The organism is Paenibacillus sp. FSL E2-0177 (assembly GCF_037992975.1).
Lineage (GTDB): Bacteria > Bacillota > Bacilli > Paenibacillales > Paenibacillaceae > Paenibacillus_AQ > Paenibacillus_AQ odorifer.
The window spans coordinates 1,421,736-1,440,731 of record NZ_CP150307.1; the positions used below are offsets into that span (position 1 = coordinate 1,421,736).

General features: G+C 45.9%; 17 protein-coding genes. 13 read left to right on the forward strand and 4 right to left on the reverse strand.

The window, feature by feature from the left end; genetic code table 11:
• Window positions 1-2 precede the first annotated feature (2 nt).
• Window positions 3-1,787: an ABC transporter ATP-binding protein gene (locus tag MHI25_RS06355; RefSeq protein WP_076128161.1), complete on the forward strand. Its 1,785-nt coding sequence runs from the start codon at window positions 3-5 to the stop codon at window positions 1,785-1,787.
• 73 nt (window positions 1,788-1,860) lie between these two features.
• On the opposite strand, the gene MHI25_RS06360 is transcribed toward MHI25_RS06355, so the two are convergent.
• Both MHI25_RS06360 and MHI25_RS06365 read right to left on the reverse strand, forming a co-directional pair.
• Window positions 1,861-2,664 carry a Cof-type HAD-IIB family hydrolase gene (locus MHI25_RS06360; protein ID WP_038569149.1) on the reverse strand — a complete coding sequence of 268 codons (804 nt, stop codon included), beginning with the start codon at window positions 2,662-2,664 and terminating at the stop codon, window positions 1,861-1,863.
• A gap of 12 nt (window positions 2,665-2,676) precedes the next feature.
• A complete protein-coding gene (locus MHI25_RS06365) occupies window positions 2,677-3,624 on the reverse strand; it encodes a DMT family transporter (RefSeq protein WP_052096830.1) in 948 nt (315 codons plus the stop codon).
• A 228-nt stretch (window positions 3,625-3,852) separates the two neighbouring features.
• On the opposite strand from MHI25_RS06365, the gene MHI25_RS06370 reads away from it, so the two are divergent.
• The 6 genes from MHI25_RS06370 to MHI25_RS06395 all read left to right on the forward strand — a co-directional run bounded on the left by MHI25_RS06370 (window position 3,853) and on the right by MHI25_RS06395 (window position 10,991).
• A complete protein-coding gene (locus MHI25_RS06370; RefSeq protein ID WP_076308585.1) occupies window positions 3,853-4,566 on the forward strand; it encodes a metal-dependent hydrolase in 714 nt (237 codons plus the stop codon).
• Between the two features lie 59 nt (window positions 4,567-4,625).
• Window positions 4,626-6,437 (forward strand): sensor histidine kinase, encoded by a 1,812-nt coding sequence (locus MHI25_RS06375; protein ID WP_340395131.1) that lies wholly within the window; start codon window positions 4,626-4,628, stop codon window positions 6,435-6,437.
• Complete coding sequence (locus MHI25_RS06380) at window positions 6,430-7,629, forward strand: response regulator (RefSeq protein WP_076308583.1); 1,200 nt, start codon at window positions 6,430-6,432, stop codon at window positions 7,627-7,629. Before MHI25_RS06375 ends, MHI25_RS06380 begins: the two co-directional genes overlap by 8 nt.
• Before the next feature lie 189 nt (window positions 7,630-7,818).
• Complete coding sequence (locus MHI25_RS06385; RefSeq protein WP_076128153.1) at window positions 7,819-9,150, forward strand: extracellular solute-binding protein; 1,332 nt, start codon at window positions 7,819-7,821, stop codon at window positions 9,148-9,150.
• A gap of 107 nt (window positions 9,151-9,257) precedes the next feature.
• Complete coding sequence (locus MHI25_RS06390; RefSeq protein ID WP_038569153.1) at window positions 9,258-10,133, forward strand: sugar ABC transporter permease; 876 nt, start codon at window positions 9,258-9,260, stop codon at window positions 10,131-10,133.
• A gap of 30 nt (window positions 10,134-10,163) precedes the next feature.
• Window positions 10,164-10,991 (forward strand): carbohydrate ABC transporter permease, encoded by an 828-nt coding sequence (locus MHI25_RS06395; protein WP_036681776.1) that lies wholly within the window; start codon window positions 10,164-10,166, stop codon window positions 10,989-10,991.
• A gap of 90 nt (window positions 10,992-11,081) precedes the next feature.
• Here MHI25_RS06395 and MHI25_RS06400 read toward each other — a convergent pair whose 3' ends face one another.
• Complete coding sequence (locus tag MHI25_RS06400; protein WP_340395132.1) at window positions 11,082-12,083, reverse strand: lipoate--protein ligase; 1,002 nt, start codon at window positions 12,081-12,083, stop codon at window positions 11,082-11,084.
• 227 nt (window positions 12,084-12,310) lie between these two features.
• Here MHI25_RS06400 and MHI25_RS06405 point away from each other — a divergent pair, with 227 nt between their 5' ends.
• The 4 genes from MHI25_RS06405 to MHI25_RS06420 all read left to right on the forward strand — a co-directional run bounded on the left by MHI25_RS06405 (window position 12,311) and on the right by MHI25_RS06420 (window position 15,964).
• Complete coding sequence (locus tag MHI25_RS06405) at window positions 12,311-13,399, forward strand: threonine-phosphate decarboxylase (protein ID WP_339247015.1); 1,089 nt, start codon at window positions 12,311-12,313, stop codon at window positions 13,397-13,399.
• 129 nt (window positions 13,400-13,528) lie between these two features.
• Window positions 13,529-14,266, forward strand: coding sequence for an adenosylcobinamide amidohydrolase (locus MHI25_RS06410; protein ID WP_248547970.1), 738 nt, complete (start codon window positions 13,529-13,531; stop codon window positions 14,264-14,266).
• A gap of 49 nt (window positions 14,267-14,315) precedes the next feature.
• A complete protein-coding gene (gene cbiB / locus MHI25_RS06415; protein WP_339172003.1) occupies window positions 14,316-15,275 on the forward strand; it encodes an adenosylcobinamide-phosphate synthase CbiB in 960 nt (319 codons plus the stop codon).
• Window positions 15,276-15,283: 8 nt separating this feature from the next.
• Window positions 15,284-15,964, forward strand: a complete 681-nt coding sequence (locus tag MHI25_RS06420; protein WP_340395133.1) for a histidine phosphatase family protein — start codon at window positions 15,284-15,286, stop codon at window positions 15,962-15,964.
• A gap of 105 nt (window positions 15,965-16,069) precedes the next feature.
• On the opposite strand, the gene catA is transcribed toward MHI25_RS06420, so the two are convergent.
• Window positions 16,070-16,729 carry a type A chloramphenicol O-acetyltransferase gene (gene catA, locus MHI25_RS06425; RefSeq protein ID WP_076185747.1) on the reverse strand — a complete coding sequence of 220 codons (660 nt, stop codon included), beginning with the start codon at window positions 16,727-16,729 and terminating at the stop codon, window positions 16,070-16,072.
• Window positions 16,730-16,871: 142 nt separating this feature from the next.
• On the opposite strand from catA, the gene MHI25_RS06430 reads away from it, so the two are divergent.
• Window positions 16,872-17,408, forward strand: a complete 537-nt coding sequence (locus MHI25_RS06430) for an ATP-binding protein (protein ID WP_076194756.1) — start codon at window positions 16,872-16,874, stop codon at window positions 17,406-17,408.
• 125 nt (window positions 17,409-17,533) lie between these two features.
• Window positions 17,534-18,985: a PLP-dependent aminotransferase family protein gene (locus tag MHI25_RS06435; protein ID WP_076194758.1), complete on the forward strand. Its 1,452-nt coding sequence runs from the start codon at window positions 17,534-17,536 to the stop codon at window positions 18,983-18,985.
• The last annotated feature ends 11 nt before the right edge of the window (window positions 18,986-18,996 follow it).

The following is an 18,996-nucleotide window of genomic DNA, read 5'->3' on the forward strand; positions in this document are numbered from 1 at the left end:
CTTTGAAGCAGAAAGGCGTATTTTCAAGATTAAGTACATATATGTTAAGGCACAAGCTCTTATATACGATTTTATTATTTACGACTTTATTTGGGATTGTTCTGGATTTAACGATTGCTTGGCTGCTCTCAGTAATTACGGATGCTGCGGTTAGACTCGATGTGAAAGCTTTTAAAGGGCTGGTTATTTTCGGATTAATCTACTTATTAGTGAGTGCAATTAATGGTTTCATCGATCGATATCTCAAAAATAAAATCGCAGCTAAGATCAGAAATGAGCTGCGGTTGGATATGATGCGGCATGCCTTAGCTCTTCCTCAGTCTTATTTTGACCGTAATCATTCCGGGGATTTATTGTCCCGCTTTACTAATGATAATCAATCTGTTGGTAATGCTACAGGCGAGGTAATGATTGATCTAATCCGTAACCCTTTACTAGCCCTCGCGGCATTTGGTTATTTGCTCTATATTAACTGGCTACTGGCATTGATCTGTTTTGCAATGGGGCCTTTGATGTTCCTTACGGGAAAAATCTTTGGTTCAGCGATGCGTGAGAACAGTGTGAAGATTCAGACTAATATGAGCAAGATTACTTCCTTTTTACATGACATTCTAGGCAGTAGTATGGTGTTTAAATCCTTTAGCATTGAACGCAGACTAATGAAGCAGTATCAGGAGCATAGTGAGAATATTACTTCTGAAGAATTGAAGCGGGGAAGAATTGAGGGAGCTACTGGCTCATTCTCCTCTTTTTTGGGAAACTTTACGTTTCTTCTGGCGCTGGTCGTGGCTGGTTATTTTGTGGCAAAAGGATCACTTGAGGTCGGTGCGATGATTGCTTTCATCCAGCTCATGAATTATTTAGTGATGCCGTTCTCGTCATTGCCGGGACTGATCAATTCGATGCAGCAATCACTTGGGGCGGCGGGACGGATCTTTGAGGTGTTGGATAGCCCGGTGGAGGTTGAGACCCTTCCAGAAGTGGAGACTAAGCAACCAGAATTTGAGAGTATGGTTATGTCGTCGATCTCTTTCTCGTATCCGGGAGCAGAGAGACAAAGTATAAACAAGATTAGCTTAGAGCTTCAAAAAGGAACCCAGATGGCGGTTGTGGGACCGAGTGGTGGAGGTAAATCTACGCTTTTCAAACTATTGCTGGGATTGTATGAACCCGATGAAGGCGAAGTAATAATCAATGGGCAGCGGATCAACGAGATGAGTCTGGCTAAGCTTAGAAGTTATTTTTCCTATGTGCCGCAAGAGGCAGGTCTTTATACAGGAAGCATTCGTGATAATATCCGGAATGGAAATCCAGAGGCGGATGAGCAAGAAATTCTGGAAGCTTTGCGAAAAGCGAATGCCTATGATTTTGTAATGGAATTGCCTGAGGGACTGGATACTGATATTGGTGAGGAAGGCTCACGACTGTCCGGGGGACAACGTCAGCGGCTTTCCATTGCAAGAGCAATTCTGAGAAACGCTCCTATTCTACTGTTGGATGAAGCTACTGCTGCACTTGACAATGAATCAGAAAAACTGGTGCAGCAGGCCATTCGTAAACTAATGGGAGACAAAACTACACTCGTTATCGCGCACCGTTTATCTACGATTCAGAACGCTGATATCATTCTCGTGATGGAGAATGGTGAAATTGTGGAGAGCGGAACGCATGATGTACTGCTTGCTGCTGAAGGAAGATATAATGATCTGTACTATTCTCAGCTAGAGCAGGAAGAAGAGAGTGGAATGGGACCCGAGAAAGTGGAATTAGCTTCTACAGGAGTTTGAGTTTTTGGAAATAAAAAAGGGTGCAGCAACGTCATAAAATATGGCGTTGCTGCACCCTTTTACTTAAGGAAGTTTAGTTCACTTTATTAAGAATGAATTTATCAATCGCATATTTCACGCCATCGTCATTGTTGCTTAAGGTCACGAAATCAGCAATTTCTTTCAGAGCAGGAATAGCATTCTCCATAGCGACGCCAAGTCCGGCAGCTTCCAGCATCTCATGGTCGTTCCAAGAATCACCTACAGCGATGGTCTCGGAAAGCTCACAGCCGTAATGTTTGGCTAGGAATTCAAGTGCAATGCCCTTGGTTCCTTCATGATGCATGATTTCCAGGAAGTGTGGTTTGGATTTGGTAATATGCACGGAATCACCAAGCAATTCATGCAGGATTGGAGCCAGTTCATCCAAGAAATCAGGATCATCGATAATTAGCATTTTTGGTGTTTTTTGCGGGACAAGCTTTTCCCAGTCAGGCTCAATAAAATATTGCGTTTTATTCAAGTCCGTATAGTCTTTGATCTTTTGGTTGTCTTCACGGGCATATAGCTTGTCGTCAATGTAAGTTTGCAGATGCAGATTATGCTCCACGCAGTAAGTGAACAGCTTGCGGACTGCATCTTGCGGGACGTAACGCTCATACAGTACTTTTTCATCGAGCAAGTTCTTAACGAGTGCACCCTGGTAAGTAATGATAGGTACGTTTAGTCCAGTTTGACGGGCAATGGCTTGAGCGGAAGCGTAAGCACGGCCTGTAGCAAGGGTTACAACAACACCTGCGGCAACAGCCTCTTCAAGCGCAGTTTGGGTAGCAGGTGTTACTTCCTTGTCATCATTAATCAGAGTGTCATCAATATCAATCGCGATCAATTTGTACATTTGTCTCTCTCCTTATCTCTTTCTAAATAGATGTAATTTGGAAAAATAACTCTTCTTATGTTGATTCTGACCCGGTTCCGGGCTCAGCTCTGCCATAAGCATAGCCCCCAGAATACAACCACAACCGAGCAGAGCGGACAACCCGAGTGTTTCCCCGCCAAAGGCTAAACCCGTCAGAACGGCAAATACCGGTTCTGTGGCATAAATAATGGCTACCCGTGATGGGGTAGTATATTTCTGACAGGCGGTTTGAATCCAGAAGGCAAAAGCGCTGGTTGGCCCGATGGAGATCAGCAGAGCCCAAAGCACATCTGGGTCCTTAATCAGCTCCCCGCTGTGGGCGAGCGGTGTTGCCCCTTCAAAAATAAGCGAGGCAGCAATACTGAACAGCCCAACGAAAGCAAGCTGCAGAGTAGCTAGCGGCAACGCCGGATAATGAGGTGCATAAACGCCAGTATAGGCTACCTGTAACGCAAAAGCTATGGCACACAGAAGAATCAAGGCATCGCCTTTATTCAAGGATAATGCAGAGCCCGTGAAGGTCAACAGATAAAGCCCGATTGCGGCGAGTGCCGCACTGAACCAAGTGTATCGTGAAATCGCATGCTTCAATAGGGCAAGAGACAGAAAGGGAACTAGGACAACCGATAGCCCGGTAATAAAGCCGGTATTAGAGGTTGTTGTATATAGAAGTCCCATCGTCTGAAAGCCATAGCCCATAAACAAAAAAAGGCCAAGCAGCAGAGAATCGCGTACCATGCGGAAACTAAGCTGTTTCCAATCCTTGCGGTAAAAAATAACTGTGATTAGAGCCAGCAACAGGGCAGCGCCCATAAAGCGGATACTATTAAACGCGAGCGGTGGCAACACCTTGACAGCATTTTGTACAATCAGAAAGGTACATCCCCACATCATCGCCACCAATAGCAGGCTAAAATCGGCTATACGGGAACGCTTCACTACTTAGGTCATCCTTTCTTCAGCAGCTGCCGTCTCTATGTAGACGACAAGGTCAAGTTGTCCAAATTGTATCGTATATTCATGGGGAGGACAAGATAGAAATCGCGTAAAGGCTTATATACTAAGCGATTTCAGCGTTTTATGTAGACAAAAAAACCGGGTCTTGATATACTTCGATAACCGCACATTTGTTCTTGTTTTTGCATCTTAGAAAGGAGCGGTTTCACTATGATGGGCAGATCCCATTTAATTATCAGCACCGGGGTTACCCTATCTGTAATGAGTTTGATGGCCCATGAGATTACAATCCCGGTTATTGCCGTCGCCGCATTAAGCTCGCTCCTGCCAGACATTGATGAACCGAATTCGTTACTGGTACGCAAGGCGATTCCTGACTTTCTGCTCAGGGTACTACAGGTTGCTTTGATAGGAGCAGCGATTTATCTTTATTTTGCAGGAATCGTTGAAAGCCCTTGGAATATTGTAATGGCCCTACTTGTGGGGAGTGTGACTTTCCTGCCGGGAAGAAAGCTGCGGCATCTGGTGATGGTACTAATCGCTACTGCGGTATTTGCATACGGAGGGGCATATGACCCTTGGAACTACATAGTAGCTTGTATACTCGTAGTTACATCACTTGTCCCGCATCGTGGATTGACTCATACCTTATATGCTGTTGCAGGCTGGAGCACTTTATTGTATTTTGCTTCATCGGGTATACAGGATGGTGGCAGTCTATGGATAGCAGGTGGCATGTCTTATGCGCTTCATCTATTAGCCGACTCTCTCACCCAAAGGGGAATTACGCCCCTGCCGCCCATTCCATTTAAGCTGCGTCTAAAGCTAATGAGTACAGGCACGAAAAAAGGTGGAGCTGTAGAGAATGTTTTTATCCTGCTGACACTAGCCCTAGTTGTATATGTATTTATACTTTCTCCTTGAGATTTACGGATATGAAGCACATAATGAATTACCGCTAGAACACACAGGAGGCGGCTGTTATGCGGGGGGATTCCTTAGTGAATTGGTTTGGAAGATTGCAGATTCGTAATAAAATTATCCTTATTTTTATACCGTTGATCATTTTTCCATTGCTTGCTTTAGGCTTGCTCTCAGGACAGATGTTCAGCCGTTCGATGATCGAAAAGGCTAAGTACAATTTTAAAGATGAATCCAAGCTCATCATGCAGCAAATAGATACGATTGTAAAAAATACGGAGAGTAGTGCTAACATTATAACTACCGACATCCATCGGATGTATGCTGAACGTCCGTTGTTATCCTCGACAGTGGAGCAGACGCGGTTTCGCAATTTAATGCAGAGCCAGCTTTCTATCGATCTGATTATTTTTCCGGATGTCGATTCTGCTGTGTTTGTGGATACGGAAGGCCAGATTTATTCCTCTTACGCCTACGGTAATCCTAACGAACAGAAGGTATTCACCAGCGATATGCTGGAGAAAGCTAAAGAAAAAGGCAGCTACGGGGTTAACCGTTGGCTTCCCATGGAACAGAGAGATTATCTGGTTAGTGATCCGGCAGTTCCGGTGCTCACACTAAGTAAAGTCGTGTACAATCTTAAAACGGGCAACCTAATAGGTACATTATTTGTGAACGTAAAAGAAGATGCTCTCTCTGCTTTTCTGGAAACCGCTAGAGAAACCTCTTCGGACAAGAAATATTTTGTAGTAGACGGAACGCAAAGGACCGTGTCTACACCTGATAAATCAAAGCTCCTACTGAAGCCTGAGGACAGACTGAACGATAGTCTTAGGAAGACGGGAAGCTCTGTCTCGGAAATTATCGGCAGGGGGAGCGGGCGAGAGCTGGTCACTGTGACGTATTATGATAAGCTGAATTGGAAGCTTGTGAATACCATTTCGCTGCAAAAGTTAACCGCTGATATTCACCGTAATATAACGTTAACTATATTCGTGGGAATTGGATGCCTGTTACTGTCTCTGCTGCTTGCAGGAAAGCTGTCACAGATTATCGTAAATCCGCTTCTTCAGGTGACGAAGGCGATGCGTAAAGTAAGGGAAGGCGATCTGAATGTCACCTCACCAGTGACTACAGAGGATGAGACGGGGTTGATCTCCACCGTATTCAATTCCATGGTTGGTCGTATCCAGGAGCTGATGCGGACGATTACGAACGAACAAGTCCGGAAACGTGAATATGAACTAGCTCTGATTCATGCCCAGATTAAACCACATTTTCTGTACAACACACTGGATACGATTTATGTACTCAACGATTTGGAGCTTAATGAAGCAGCTCGGGATACGACCAAGGCACTGGCAGACTTCTATCGGGTTGTTCTTAGCAAAGGAAACGAGGTTATTCCACTGTCCGAGGAAGTATCAAATGCAGCTGATTATTTGGCTATTATGCAGGTTCGCAACCCCGACGTATTACGTTACGAGATTAATATCCCGAAATCTCTCGAAGGAGTTAAGGTACCCAAATTGTCCCTACAGCCACTCATAGAGAATGCAATCTACCATGGATTAAAAACAAAGGGTAGTCAGGGGCTTATCTCAATAGAGGCTTATACACACGGAAGAGAAGTTATCATTACCGTGGAGGATAACGGTGTTGGCATGTCCGAGGAGCAGGTGTCCCGGATTGTAGAATACCGCTCACGAGAAGGAAAACCGGCATCCATTGGCATTTACAGCGTTCATGAACGGATTAAGCTGTATTTTGGAGAACCATATGGCCTATCGGTGGAAAGTAGACTGGGAAAGGGTACTGTTATGAAAATGACGATTCCCGGAACGGAAGTGCAGGGGGGCAGCATAGATGTATAAAGTGATGGTTGTAGATGACGAGCCGCTGTTTCGTTATTATATGCGGACCAAGCTGGATTGGAGTAAATATGATTTCAGTGTCTGTGGTGAAGCGTCAAATGGCAGAGAAGCGCTGGAAGAAGCGGAACGGACGAAACCTGATTTGGCTTTAGTGGACATTAGCATGCCCTATATGGACGGTATGGAGCTGGTTACCCGGTTACAGGCCAATGCTCCTGATATGCTGATTGTTTTTGTAACAGGGCACAATGAATTTGATTATGCGCAAAAAGCGATTCGCTTAGGTGTACAAGATTATTTATTGAAACCGTTTAACCAGCAAGAGTTTAACGAGATGATGATCAAGGTGAAGCAACGCCTTCAGTCACATAAAATAGATGCACGCAAAGCTGGTAAGCCGGAAATAATTGCAGAAGGGATGGCTTCTAGTAAGCTCTTTCCACTCCAAATGGACGAGCTGAATTCCTCTGAAGGGATAGAGGAGTTCTCCTTTCCATCCAAAGAAATCACTCATCTTGGAATTCAGGATGCCATGCTGATGGCGTTAAAGATGGGGGATGGCGATGCAGCGGCGAAGGACATAAGCAAATTAATTGAGATTCTACGACGCCAGAAAGGGGGAGGCAGCTATTCCTTTACTCTTTTAATGAGTATAGTATCCCTTTGCCTTGCCTATGCTGGAGAAAGAGGGATCAATCCGGAAAGTCTCTGGAAACCAGCAGGTTCATCAGAGCAGCGGCTACGGGAGATGGATAACTGGGATGAGACCGAAAGCTGGATAAAAGGCTTGTACAGTAAAGTCATTGATCAAGGTCGTGAGCACCGCCCCTCTAAGTCGTACAATTTATTCATTGCCGCCAAAGAGTACATCCGGGAGCATTATTCCGATTGTGAGCTGACGGTTGACCAGGTGGCGAATGGCGTATATGTAGATACCAGCTATTTACGGAAGGTTTTTCGAAAAGAAGGTGGAATCTCTGTACTTGATTTCATTACCTATACTCGTATGAAGCAGGCCAAGGAACTGCTTGCTGGAGGAAATGTGAGACTGTCTGAAATCGCCGGTAAAGTGGGCTATAATGATCCGAATTATTTCAGTAAATGCTTTAAAAAACACTATGGCATGCCGCCGTCTGAATTTGAGCAGCTGGCTGCCCGTTCCCGCCATATTGGCGTTAATAATGAAATTTAATAAACAAATTTGGTGGCGGCTCTCTGGTGAGGCCGCTTTCATTTTGTCCTGTTTATTACCGATTGTGCCCGATATGGCTCTTTTTGGGTCTTCAAGGCTCAAATATAATAGAAACAGGACGATGAAAACGCTAACAAATAGCGGATTCAACTAGCTCCACTAAATAGAGCATCAGAAAGGGGATTCATTATGAGCAACAAGTTATTCAGAACACTGGGGGTTGCAACCGTTTTATCCTTAGCTTTCTCACTTACAGCCTGTGGTGGTAACAATGCCGGAAACGGTGGTTCAACCTCTGAAGATTCCAATACGACCGCTGGGAACACCGATAAGAAAATTCAAATAAAAATTTATGCACAGCATTTTGACGAAGATACTTCAAAGCCATTTGATTATGCCGTTGAGGAATTGAAAAAGGAAATGCCGGAGGTGGAGATTGTACTGGATGAAGCTGTTCAAGATGGCTACCAGAAGCTGAAAACATATGCCGCGACTGGGAACATGCCGGATATTTATGAAACAGACTGGCCTACACTGCAAACCTTTGCCAAATCTAAAAATGTCGAGCTGCTTGATGAATACCAAGCCACCAAAGATTTCAAAGCGAATCTAAACACAGGGAATGAGTCCCGTCTGATTGCCCCAGACGGTCATGTATACGCATTCCCATATACGGGAATTGAATTCCAAATGTTGTTTTACAACAAGGATATCTTTAAAGAGGTAGGCATCGAGATGCCGATCAAGACGATCGATCAGCTGGCTGAAGCGGCTAAGAAGCTTTCTACAGCAGGGTATACACCGCTCTCAATTTTCGCGAAGGAGAAATGGATCACTACTTCTTTTTATAGCGGACTTGTGACTCGTGAGGAGACGAAAGGGTTTGGCCCACTCGAAACGAAGGGAACGACAACATTGCCTTCGCCTTATGTAACAGCAGCAGAACAAATGAAGAAGCTGGAAGAAGCAGGCTTGTTCGACGTCAATGCTACGAATACCAATTATGATCAAGCTTCATCTTTGTTCTACCAAGGAAAAGCTGGCATGTTCGTCAACGGTCAGTGGGAAATCTACAGCAGTGCTGAGAAGCTTGGGGATAAAGTGGATTGGATGTACTGGCCAGCTAAGGACGAAGCGACTTATGAGAACAACAAAATGTACATTAACGGTGCCGGAGGCCCTGGTGGTTTTGCCGTTTCTCCTAGCAGCAAGAATGTTGAGACTGCAGTGAAAGTAGCTAGTTTTATCGCACAAAAATATAGCGAATACAAATATACACAGCTGGGTAGCCCGATCGTAGCGACTAAAGTGGATAAAGAAATGACCGGTGAAGTGCCTGCCATGATGAAAAGAATCGCTGAAGAAGTGCTGCCAAACGTGAAGGGTTACGCCAATGCGGTAAGCAGTGTTCAAATTAAAAATGCACTGGACGACAATACACAAAATATGTTGATCGAAGGATTCTCGGCTAAGCAGTTCACGGATAACATGAACCGAGTGCTGAACAAAGAAAATAAATAATTAGAGAAATAAAATAAATAAAAATTGGTCCATGCCCTGCAGCTCACCCGGATCGAGCCCTTATATCGGGTGAGCAGCTTGGTAAGGAAGGAGTGGAATCTTACCGCATGCATAAATACTTAGGTAATAAGAAAGCCATAATGCTGTTTCTGCTTCCCGCTCTGTTGATTTATAGCGTAGTGATTATCTATCCGGTGCTTCAATCCTTTTATCGTAGCTTTTTCGAGTGGGACGGGCTCAGTACGGCTACTTTTAACGGATTGTCCAACTATGTAGAGATGTTTGATGATCCATTGCTTTTGACATCCCTTCGTAACGGCCTTATTTTTGCACTGGTGCTCGCTGTATTTCAGATCGGATTGGGAACCATTCTTGCGCTTGCCTGTGCCGATCCGCGAATCAAAGGGCGTAAGTTGTTGAAAACAGCTTATTTTATCCCCGTAGTTCTGTCGGTTACGGTTGTTTGTCAGCTATGGATTGCCATCTACGATCCGAATAACGGATTGATCAATAGGCTTTTTGAAATTTTGCATATTCCTTATCAACAAAACTGGCTCACTTCTCCAACCACATCCATAATTGCGATTGCCTTTGTTAATGCCTGGCAGTTCATGGGTTACCAGTTCAGTCTTTTATATGCGGGGGTTAAATCTGTCCCTGAGCAGTACATGGAAGCTGCCACGATTGACGGTTGCTCCAAATGGATGGCGCATCGTAAGGTGACGATTCCAATGATGAAGGAGACGTTCAAATTCTGTCTGATCATTGCCATTACTTCAGGAATCGGTGCTTTTGTACAAATGTTGATTATGACTAACGGCGGACCGGGAACGAGCAACTATACGCTTACCTTTATGATTTATCGTTATGCTTTCTTGGAAAGCAACTACGGCTATGCTTGTGCGGTATCGGTTGTGCTTGTCCTTCTGTCGCTTCTGGCCACCATTATTATCAACAAGACATTTGACCGAAATGAAGCATAAGGCAGTACGCCGGAAAGGAAAAGGAACGTTATGAAAAAAGTGAGAGCATTGCTCATACAGCTTCCCTTATGGATTTATTTTATCATTTCCATCTATCCGCTATTATGGATGATTTCTTATTCTCTGAAAAATAACGATGAGATTTTTGTCACCAACCCTTTCGGATTTCCGACTAATTTCCGGATTGAAAACTATGTGGCCGCTTGGTCACAGTTCAATATACCGCGATATTTTACGAATAGCTTGGTAGTCTCTACGATTTCAACGCTACTTATTATCATATTATCGCTGATGTTCTCATTCGCAATTTCCCGGCTGCGGTGGAGATTCCGTGAAGGGGTCAGATTGTATATGACGATCGGAATGTTCATGCCGCTGCAGGTAATTATGATTCCACTTGCTATACTCGTGCGGGACTTACATCTGACTAATACCTACGGTGGGCTGATTGTTCCTTATGTCGCCATTGGATTGCCGTTCTCTTGTCTGGTATTCTACGGCTTTATGAAGGGTATTCCTGGGGAGCTGGAGGAATCCGCTTGTATGGACGGCGCGAATGTATACCGGATGTTTCTGCAGATTATTGTGCCGGTTGTAACGCCAGCTGTCGCAACAGTAGCCATTTTTCAATTTCTGAACAACTGGAATGAATTTTTGCTGGCTTATATTCTGATCTCTGATGAGGGGATGAAAACACTGCCGCTGGGTCTATTGTTCTTCCAAGGCCAATACAGCACAGACTGGGGTGGCATGGGGGCGGTTATGACGATGGCGAGTCTGCCAATGGTTATTGTCTATTTGTTCTTTAGTGAGCAGGTAGAACGGGCAATGACAGTTGGATCTGCTGTAAAAGGATAAAGCGAAGAGTAATAATTCATGCAAAAGAGGACTTCTGGCGAATGCGCAGGAGTCCTCTTTTTGATTCAAATCATGACCAGTGAATTCATCCTATTCCTCTAGGAAGACCAATCCGATAAAATCCTCCGGCTCAATACGACCGAAATAATGCTTCAAATCGAGATCAGCTAATGCTTCTCTAACCTCAGCCTCGTCATAACGTTTGCCACGAAGTGCATTTTCAACATCTACTACGTCACCGACTCCGAAGAAGTCACCATAGATTTTGATGTCTTTAATGAGGGAATCTTCAATATCCATCCGAATATCAATAATTCCGGCAGGGAATTTGCGCGTGTGCTTAACGTTGCTTTTTGGTGACAGACCGTAGTTCCAGTCCCAGTTCTGGTAGTGCTCCTGGGAGATCTCATTAATTTTGTCCCAGTCGGCTTGTTGCAGCTTGTACTGAGGAACCTCAGAAGAATCCATGCCAAAGATCGAACGCAGCAGGCCGGCGTGGAACTCCTCGATCGTCATATCTGTACCCAGCAGCTCTTTGATATTCGCTACACGGCTGCGTACGGATTTGGTGCTCTTTGATTTAAACTTCTCTGGATTCACTTTTAGAGAGGCTTGTACATCATCTAAATTAAGATTGAACATCAAGGTACCATGGCTGAACATACGTCCGCGTGTGGAGAACTGAGCGTTACCGGAAATCTTTTGCTCACCAACTTGCAGGTCATTCCGTCCGCTTAGCTCGGCGTTAACACCCATGCTTTGCAGGTAATCGATGACCGGTTGGGTGAATTTCAAAAAGTTATGAAAGGATTGGCCGTCATCCTTGGTAATAAAGCTGAAGTTCAAATTTCCAAGATCGTGATAAACAGCTCCACCGCCGGATAGACGACGTACGACCTGAATATTATTATCTTTTACATACTCTTGGTTAATTTCTTCGATAGTATTCTGATGTTTCCCTATGATGATGGATGGGCTGTTGATATAAAAAAGCAGGTAACTCTCGTCCATCGGCAAGTGCTTCAGCGCATATTCCTCAATCGCCAAATTGATGGATGCGTCAGTAATCCCTGTGTTATCAATAAAAAGCATAGTGAATTCCTCCGTCGCAGCAAAATTGATTACAACCTTCATTTTAAACCAAAAGCGGTTTTTTAACAAAAGAGATCACATTGTTGAGATTCATGTCGGTTTGAGGGAAGCGGGGGATTTAGCTGATTCCTTCTGCGAAAGCATTGACGTTCTTCCGGCAAAGAGGCAATAATGGTGGCAATGACATACATATCGTGCTAGAGAAAGTAGATAGAGGGAGTGTAATTATGCTTGAAAAATATGGGCATGGCGGTGATTTGTTGACGGCAGCGGAGCTCTATGGAGAAGCTGGGGGCACATTTCTCGACTATAGTGCCAACATCAATCCACTCGGTCCTCCACCGCAAGTTTTGGAGCTGCTCAGAACAGCACTGTCAACGGTGGTGGCATATCCGGACCCTGGACACCGACGCTTTAAACGCCTACTGGCGGAAAATCTTGGCGTAGATAATAGCTGGTTAACTGTGGGCAACGGAGCAGCGGAATCTATGGCTTTGCTGCTGCTGGCGATAGCTCCACAAAAGGTTGGCATCGTGGAGCCTTGTTTCTCTGAGTATCGGCAGCTTTCCGTACAATTTGGCGCTGAAGTATTATCGGTTCAGGGGACAAGGGAACAGCATTTTCGCGCTGGAGTGGAGGAGATTGCCGGGCTGTTGGAACAGGTGGAACTGTTATTTCTCGGACAGCCGAATAATCCCAATGGCGTTCAGTATGCTGTGGAGGAACTGCGCTTGTTAGCGCAGAAGGCTGAATGCTGCGGGACTTATTTGGCTGTGGATGAAGCTTTTATTGACTTTATCCCGGAGTCAGAGCGAAATACACTCCTGCCGGAGCTGGAGCGGTTTCCGCATACGGTTCTGGTGCGGTCGATGACGAAGTTTTATGCGATTCCCGGCTTGCGTCTCGGGTTTGCGATTTCACATCCGAAGCTGGCGAAGGCGATGAGCGGAAAGCAGGTCACCTGGAGTGTGAACGGCTTGGCGCTGCTGGCAGGGGAAGCCTGCCTTACAAGTGGACGTGACTATGAACAGCGCACGCGTGAGCTTATTGCAGCAGAACGCGAAAAACTGCGGCAGGGTCTTATGCAGCTGGGCTGCGATGTCCCACCGGGAGAAGCCAACTTTCTGCTCTGTGGCTTGCCATCACCGTGGAGCGCGGCTGAGTTTCAGACTAGGCTTGGCCGCGTAGGTATACTAGTGCGCAGCTGCGCTATGTATGCAGGGTTAGGAGCTGAGCATATTCGAGTTGCCGTTAAGGGACATGAGGATAATGCCCGCCTTTTGCTGCAGATGGCGGAGATTCTAGCGACTAAGTGACAGGTGGATGTAGTCTTTAATGACTCTATGTGCGGAGCGAGCTGACAGTGCGATTGGCGGGGCATCCTTTCGCGGATGGTTGTAAGTATTTAATGAAAGAAATGAGCGGTGAAAGGAGCGGGATCGGCTATGGTGGAAGTGAAGATTCCATTTAATCTTACAGGGGGAATCAGGGAGTATCGTCCGGCCGTCTGGCCAGGGCTTGCTCTGCAATGGAAGGATAAGCATCTTCTGCTGGAGCTGCCAGCAGAAGCCGATGGTTTATCGAGCGCGTTCTACGGCGGAGGAATGAACCGGCTGCAGCGAGCCGTCAATTTATATGTAGATCGCAATTACGAATGTAGTGATCCTGTCCAGGATATGGAGAATAAGCTGCACGATTGGGGTTATCCTTTATCCGGCTGTGCTGGTCTGATGACGGCTGTGCCGCTAGAGCATGCAGCGGTAGCTGAAGAGGACACGGGTTCAGCGGGAATATTTGTTTGCGTTACAGCCGCCGCAGGAAATGCTGCGCGCGCAGGTGTGGAACGCAATGTGCTGGCTGTGTATCGGCCGGGTACGATTAACATCATGCTCTGCATTGATGGCCGCCTGACACCGGCGGCCATGGTCAATGCTGTGCAGACAGCTGTCGAAGCCAAAGCTGCCGCGCTGGCAGATCTCGGGATTACCGATCCCGAGAATGGCCTGATCGCAACCGGCACGACTACGGATGCTATTGTACTCGCTGTGAGCCAAAGCGGGCGATACAGCGCCGAGCATGTATATGCCGGCACAGCAACCGATCTTGGAGGCGCTATCGGCCGGCTTGTATATAGCGCTGTGACGGGCAGCCTGCTGTCGGTGCAGGCAAGGAAGGATAGCTAATGAGAATGGATAGCTGGAGAAGTAGAAGCTTGTTCAGAGGTGATTGCTTGTGACAATCGCTTTGGTGTTGCTTGCAGCTTATGTGATTGACCGGATCGTAGGTGATCCGCGTAACCTGCCTCATCCCGTAATTGGTATGGGCAAAGCAATCACGGCTCTGGAGCGGGCGATCCGTCGTTTATGGTCCCGCCCGCAAAGCCTGCGCAGAGCAGGGGTGTTACTTCCGCTATGTGTGGCGGGCGGTGCTTGGGCACTGACAGCCATCCTGCTATGGCTGCTGTCATATATCTCACCGTGGCTCGTCTGGATAGCCGAGGTTTGGTTGATTTCAACCACGATTGCCTCCAAGGGACTAAAGGATGCAGGAATGGCGGTGTACGTGGAATTGCAGAAGGGCGATATCCCTGCTGCCCGCAAGGCGTTGGGGATGATCGTGGGACGTGATACGACTTCGCTAGACGCCCCGGAAATTGTCCGTGGAACGGTGGAGACCGTAGCAGAAAACATCGTCGATGCGATTATTTCTCCACTTTTCTACGCGCTGATTGGCGGTGCACCGCTTGCTATGGCTTATCGGGCGGTCAATACACTCGATTCAATGGTTGGTTATAAGAACGATAAATACCGTGATCTCGGCTGGGCCTCTGCCCGGCTCGATGATGTTGCTAACTTTATCCCGGCACGAATTACGGCATTGCTTTTGGCTCTATGTGCAGGGATGCTTCGTCTGGATTGGCGCAGATGCCTGCAAATGGTGAAGCGGGATGCACATCTACATCCAAGCCCTAACAGCGGTTATCCAGAATCAGCTGTGGCTGGCGCACTCGGCATCCGACTCGGAGGCGAAAATATGTATCATGGCGTCGCTTCTTTTCGGGCTTATATGGGTGATCCGGTACGTACGATGGAACCGGATGATATCATCCAGACCTCGCGGATGATGATGCTCTGCTCTTCAATATTTGTAGGTCTATGCGCGGTTGTGGCATGGATATGGATTGGAGGCTGAGCGTCGGTATGGCAATTCCCTCTATAGAGCTTGAGCTAGTGCTTATCCGACACGGGCAGACGAAATGGAATGTTGAGCATCGTTACCTGGGATATACGGATCTTCCATTGCTTCCTGAAGCAAGTGAGCGGCTATCCCAACCTCAGCAGCAGATCTGCATGCAGACTGAGTTATCAGGTGGTTTTTGGCGTGTGTTCTGTTCCGATTTGCTAAGGTGTCGGGAGACCTTGGCTTTCGTAGCACCTTCACTAGAGCAGGACGCTGTTTATGATCAGCGGCTTCGTGAAATGAACTTCGGAGCTTGGGAAGGCTGCACTTATGAGCAACTGAAAGATAACTCTCTATATAGACGTTGGATTGATGATCCTTCAAAGGTTACACCGCCAGAAGGAGAATCGTGGACAGCATTCGATGCTCGGTTGCGTAGTTTCCTGTTGGACCTAGGTCAAGCTGCTGTGGCTGCATTTGGATGCTGTGCTATCAAGGAGAAAAAAAGTGAGGTTACATCGAATAGAGTATTGGTAGTGACGCATGGGGGTGTTATCAGGAATTTACTTGCACAGTTAGTTCCTGGTCTCACATTCTACAGTGCAGTGGCTCCTTCTCCAGGGAATGTAATGGTACTAAAAATACTCTGGCAGCATGGACAATGGTCAGCTGATAAAGCTCATATTTTGGAAAAAGGATGATTACATGAAAAAAGGTTTCCACGTCATTAGGAAAACCTAATAGGTGGAACCCTTTATGTTTGAACTATCGTTTGCTGTCAGCAGAATAACATGGTTAATTAGATATTAGGTAATAGGTAACCATTCCTTATAGGTATCTGCACGTGATTGTAATTCATTATACAGCATGCTGGCATGGTAACCGTCGCACACGGCATGGTGGAATTGCCCCGAGATGGGTAATAGTATTTTTTTGTCTTGCTGAAAATATTTCCCTATCGTAAAGATGGGAAGTAGGTAGGTTCCTTCGTTATACACGTTCAGGTTAAAGCTTGTGAAGCTGACCCACGGAATGCTGGAAATAGGGAAGGTGTTCGGCGGTTCGTTTGCTTTAGCGATAAATTGTTTCACGCTTCCGTACATTTTCATATCATCGAGATAACGGTTATAGAAATCATTAAACTGTTCACCGTACGAAGTCCAGATGCTTGAGAAAGTCTTATCATCATCATGGAAAATTGTAAAACTAGGGGACAAGCTATCCCAATAACCTAATCTACCTTCAGAATCAAAACATGTGCGGAATTCACTATGACGGTTCACCACCGTAGTTATCATGTGGATTAGTGCTGGGTACAGCTTAATTCCCTTATGCTTAAGCTCTGACAGTAGAAGGGTGATATCAATATTTACAGTCATGCTGTAGGTGCATCTGACATTGTTTAAATAATGTTCAAAATAGGGTTTTCTACTCCAGTTATCAATGACAATCGGGTTAAAAATCATTTATTATGACCTCCTAAAATTATTTCATTTTTCATTTTAGGAGGTCTGCTGGACTGATTTCACCATATCTTTATCACAATCCCTTGAGAAAGTATTTTGTAACGATGAGTATACCATCAATTGGAAGGGAGATGCATTTATAATGCTGAGCGAAAAGTTGGTTATTGAAAAATTGCTTCAGCAAAAGCGTACGAGTGTTGCTTCCAGCGTAGTGATGATGTGCGGTGTAGCGGGGTCGGGTAAAACAACCTTTGCTAAAAAGCTGGAGAAAGAGGGATTCGCCAGACTTTCGATAGATGAAGATATTTGGGCCACGCACGGCCGTTTCGGGGTGGATTATCCAGAGGACAATTATGAGTCCTATAAGGAAGAGTCGGAGATAAAGCTGCGGGGGGAGCTGGTGAATCTGCTTCAGGCAAAACATCATGTTGTTATCGATTTCAGCTTCTGGCAACGTCAGAGACGGAACGATTACAAGCAGCTCATTGAGAGTTATGGTGGCGTGTGGGAACTGATTCACTTAAAGGTTCAGCCGGATGAATTGCGTCAGAGACTGCTTATCCGGAGTGAACGTTTTGACGCCAATGCCGCATTTCCGATTACTGAGGAGATACTAACCCGGTTTTTAAATGGTTTTGAGATTCCTGCTGGAGAAGGGGAGCTTGTGATCGAAGCATAGAGCTGTAACTTGATTTTTTGGGCATTTGTCCTCTCATAGAACCACAGCCGGATTAAAATCCCATGGCTGTGGTTCTTTTTTTAAGCGAGTGATTGTGCCATGATAGTCATGGGGGCGATTGAGAGATGTTTAAGGATTTTAAGCTCATAGCCGGACGGCCGGTGTATATACAAATTAAAGACTATATGAAGCACTTAATCATAAAAGGCGGTCTGCAAGGCAATCAAAAGCTGCCCTCCACACGAGAGCTCAGCACATTGCTTAAGGTTAGCCGCAACTCCGTAATCTCTGCTTATACAGGGCTTGAGGACGATGGCTTTGCTTATGCCGTGCAAGGGCAAGGAAGTTATGTTGCAGCTACGCCGCCCGGCAGTGAAACGATCTCTTCCTGGACGATGGACTGGAAGTCACGTCTTAATGATCACGCGGTGCTGGCGGAGGAACTGGATATCATGAAGCGCGGGATTCGAGCGGAGAAGGGGACGATCTCCTTCACCAGCATAGCGCCTGATGAGAGTCTTTTTGATCTGGATAATGTGAAGCGATCCTTTATGGATCGGATGTCGGTAGAAGGCAACGTTCTGCTAAATTACGGCTATGCCAAAGGGTATAAGCCTTTAATAGACTATTTGAAGCAGTATATGGAGCACAAGGGCGTTGAAATGAAGGGCAAGGATATATTGATCACCAATGGTTTTACTGAGGGATTCGATATTGTATTGTCTGCTCTGAGTAAAAAAAATGGTTCGGTCATTTGTGAGAATCCGACGCATCATACAGCGATCAAAAATTTGAAGCTGAACGGTTTTGAGATCACCGGGATTTCGATGGAGCGTGATGGGATTGATTTGGCGGAGCTGGAGAAAGCATTGCAACAGCAAGCTTTTGACTGTGCATACTTCGTCCCTTCTTATCATAATCCAACCGGAATTGTAATGTCTCCAGAGAAAAGACAGCGGCTAATGAAGCTGATGAATTGCTACCAAGTCCCGGTGATTGAGGATGGTTTTAACGAGGAATTACGATATTCGGGCTCACATGTGGCTCCACTTATCGCAGCAGCAGGCAGCGGCAACAGCGTGATTTATCTCGGCAGCTTCTCCAAGGTATTATTTCCGGGACTACGTGTAGGTTGGGTGCTGGCGGATCAGGAGTTGATCAATTCCCTCGAAAGCGTCAAGCGCGCACGTACCATTCACACCTCGACGCTGGATCAATCCATTTTGTATCAGTATTTATTGGGTGGTCATTTAGAGAAGTATTTGAAAAAAGCCAGAGCAGAATACAAACGAAAGTATGAATTAACCCTGCAATGCTGCAAGGATTTTATTCCTTATACGGCGCTGTCAGGGGACGGTGGCCTACATCTTTTTGTAACCTTCGCGGAGGGCTTTAATACAAGGACGCTGTTGGCGGCCTGTCATGAGCAAGGGGTTATTTTTACAGCAGGAGATATATTCTTCACAGACGGTAAAGGGCAAAATACGATACGGATCGGTTTCTCCAGAGTGACGGATGAGGATATCCGCAAGGGGATCGAGATTATTGGCAGAACAGCTCGACAACTAATGGGATAAAGAGGTGCTTG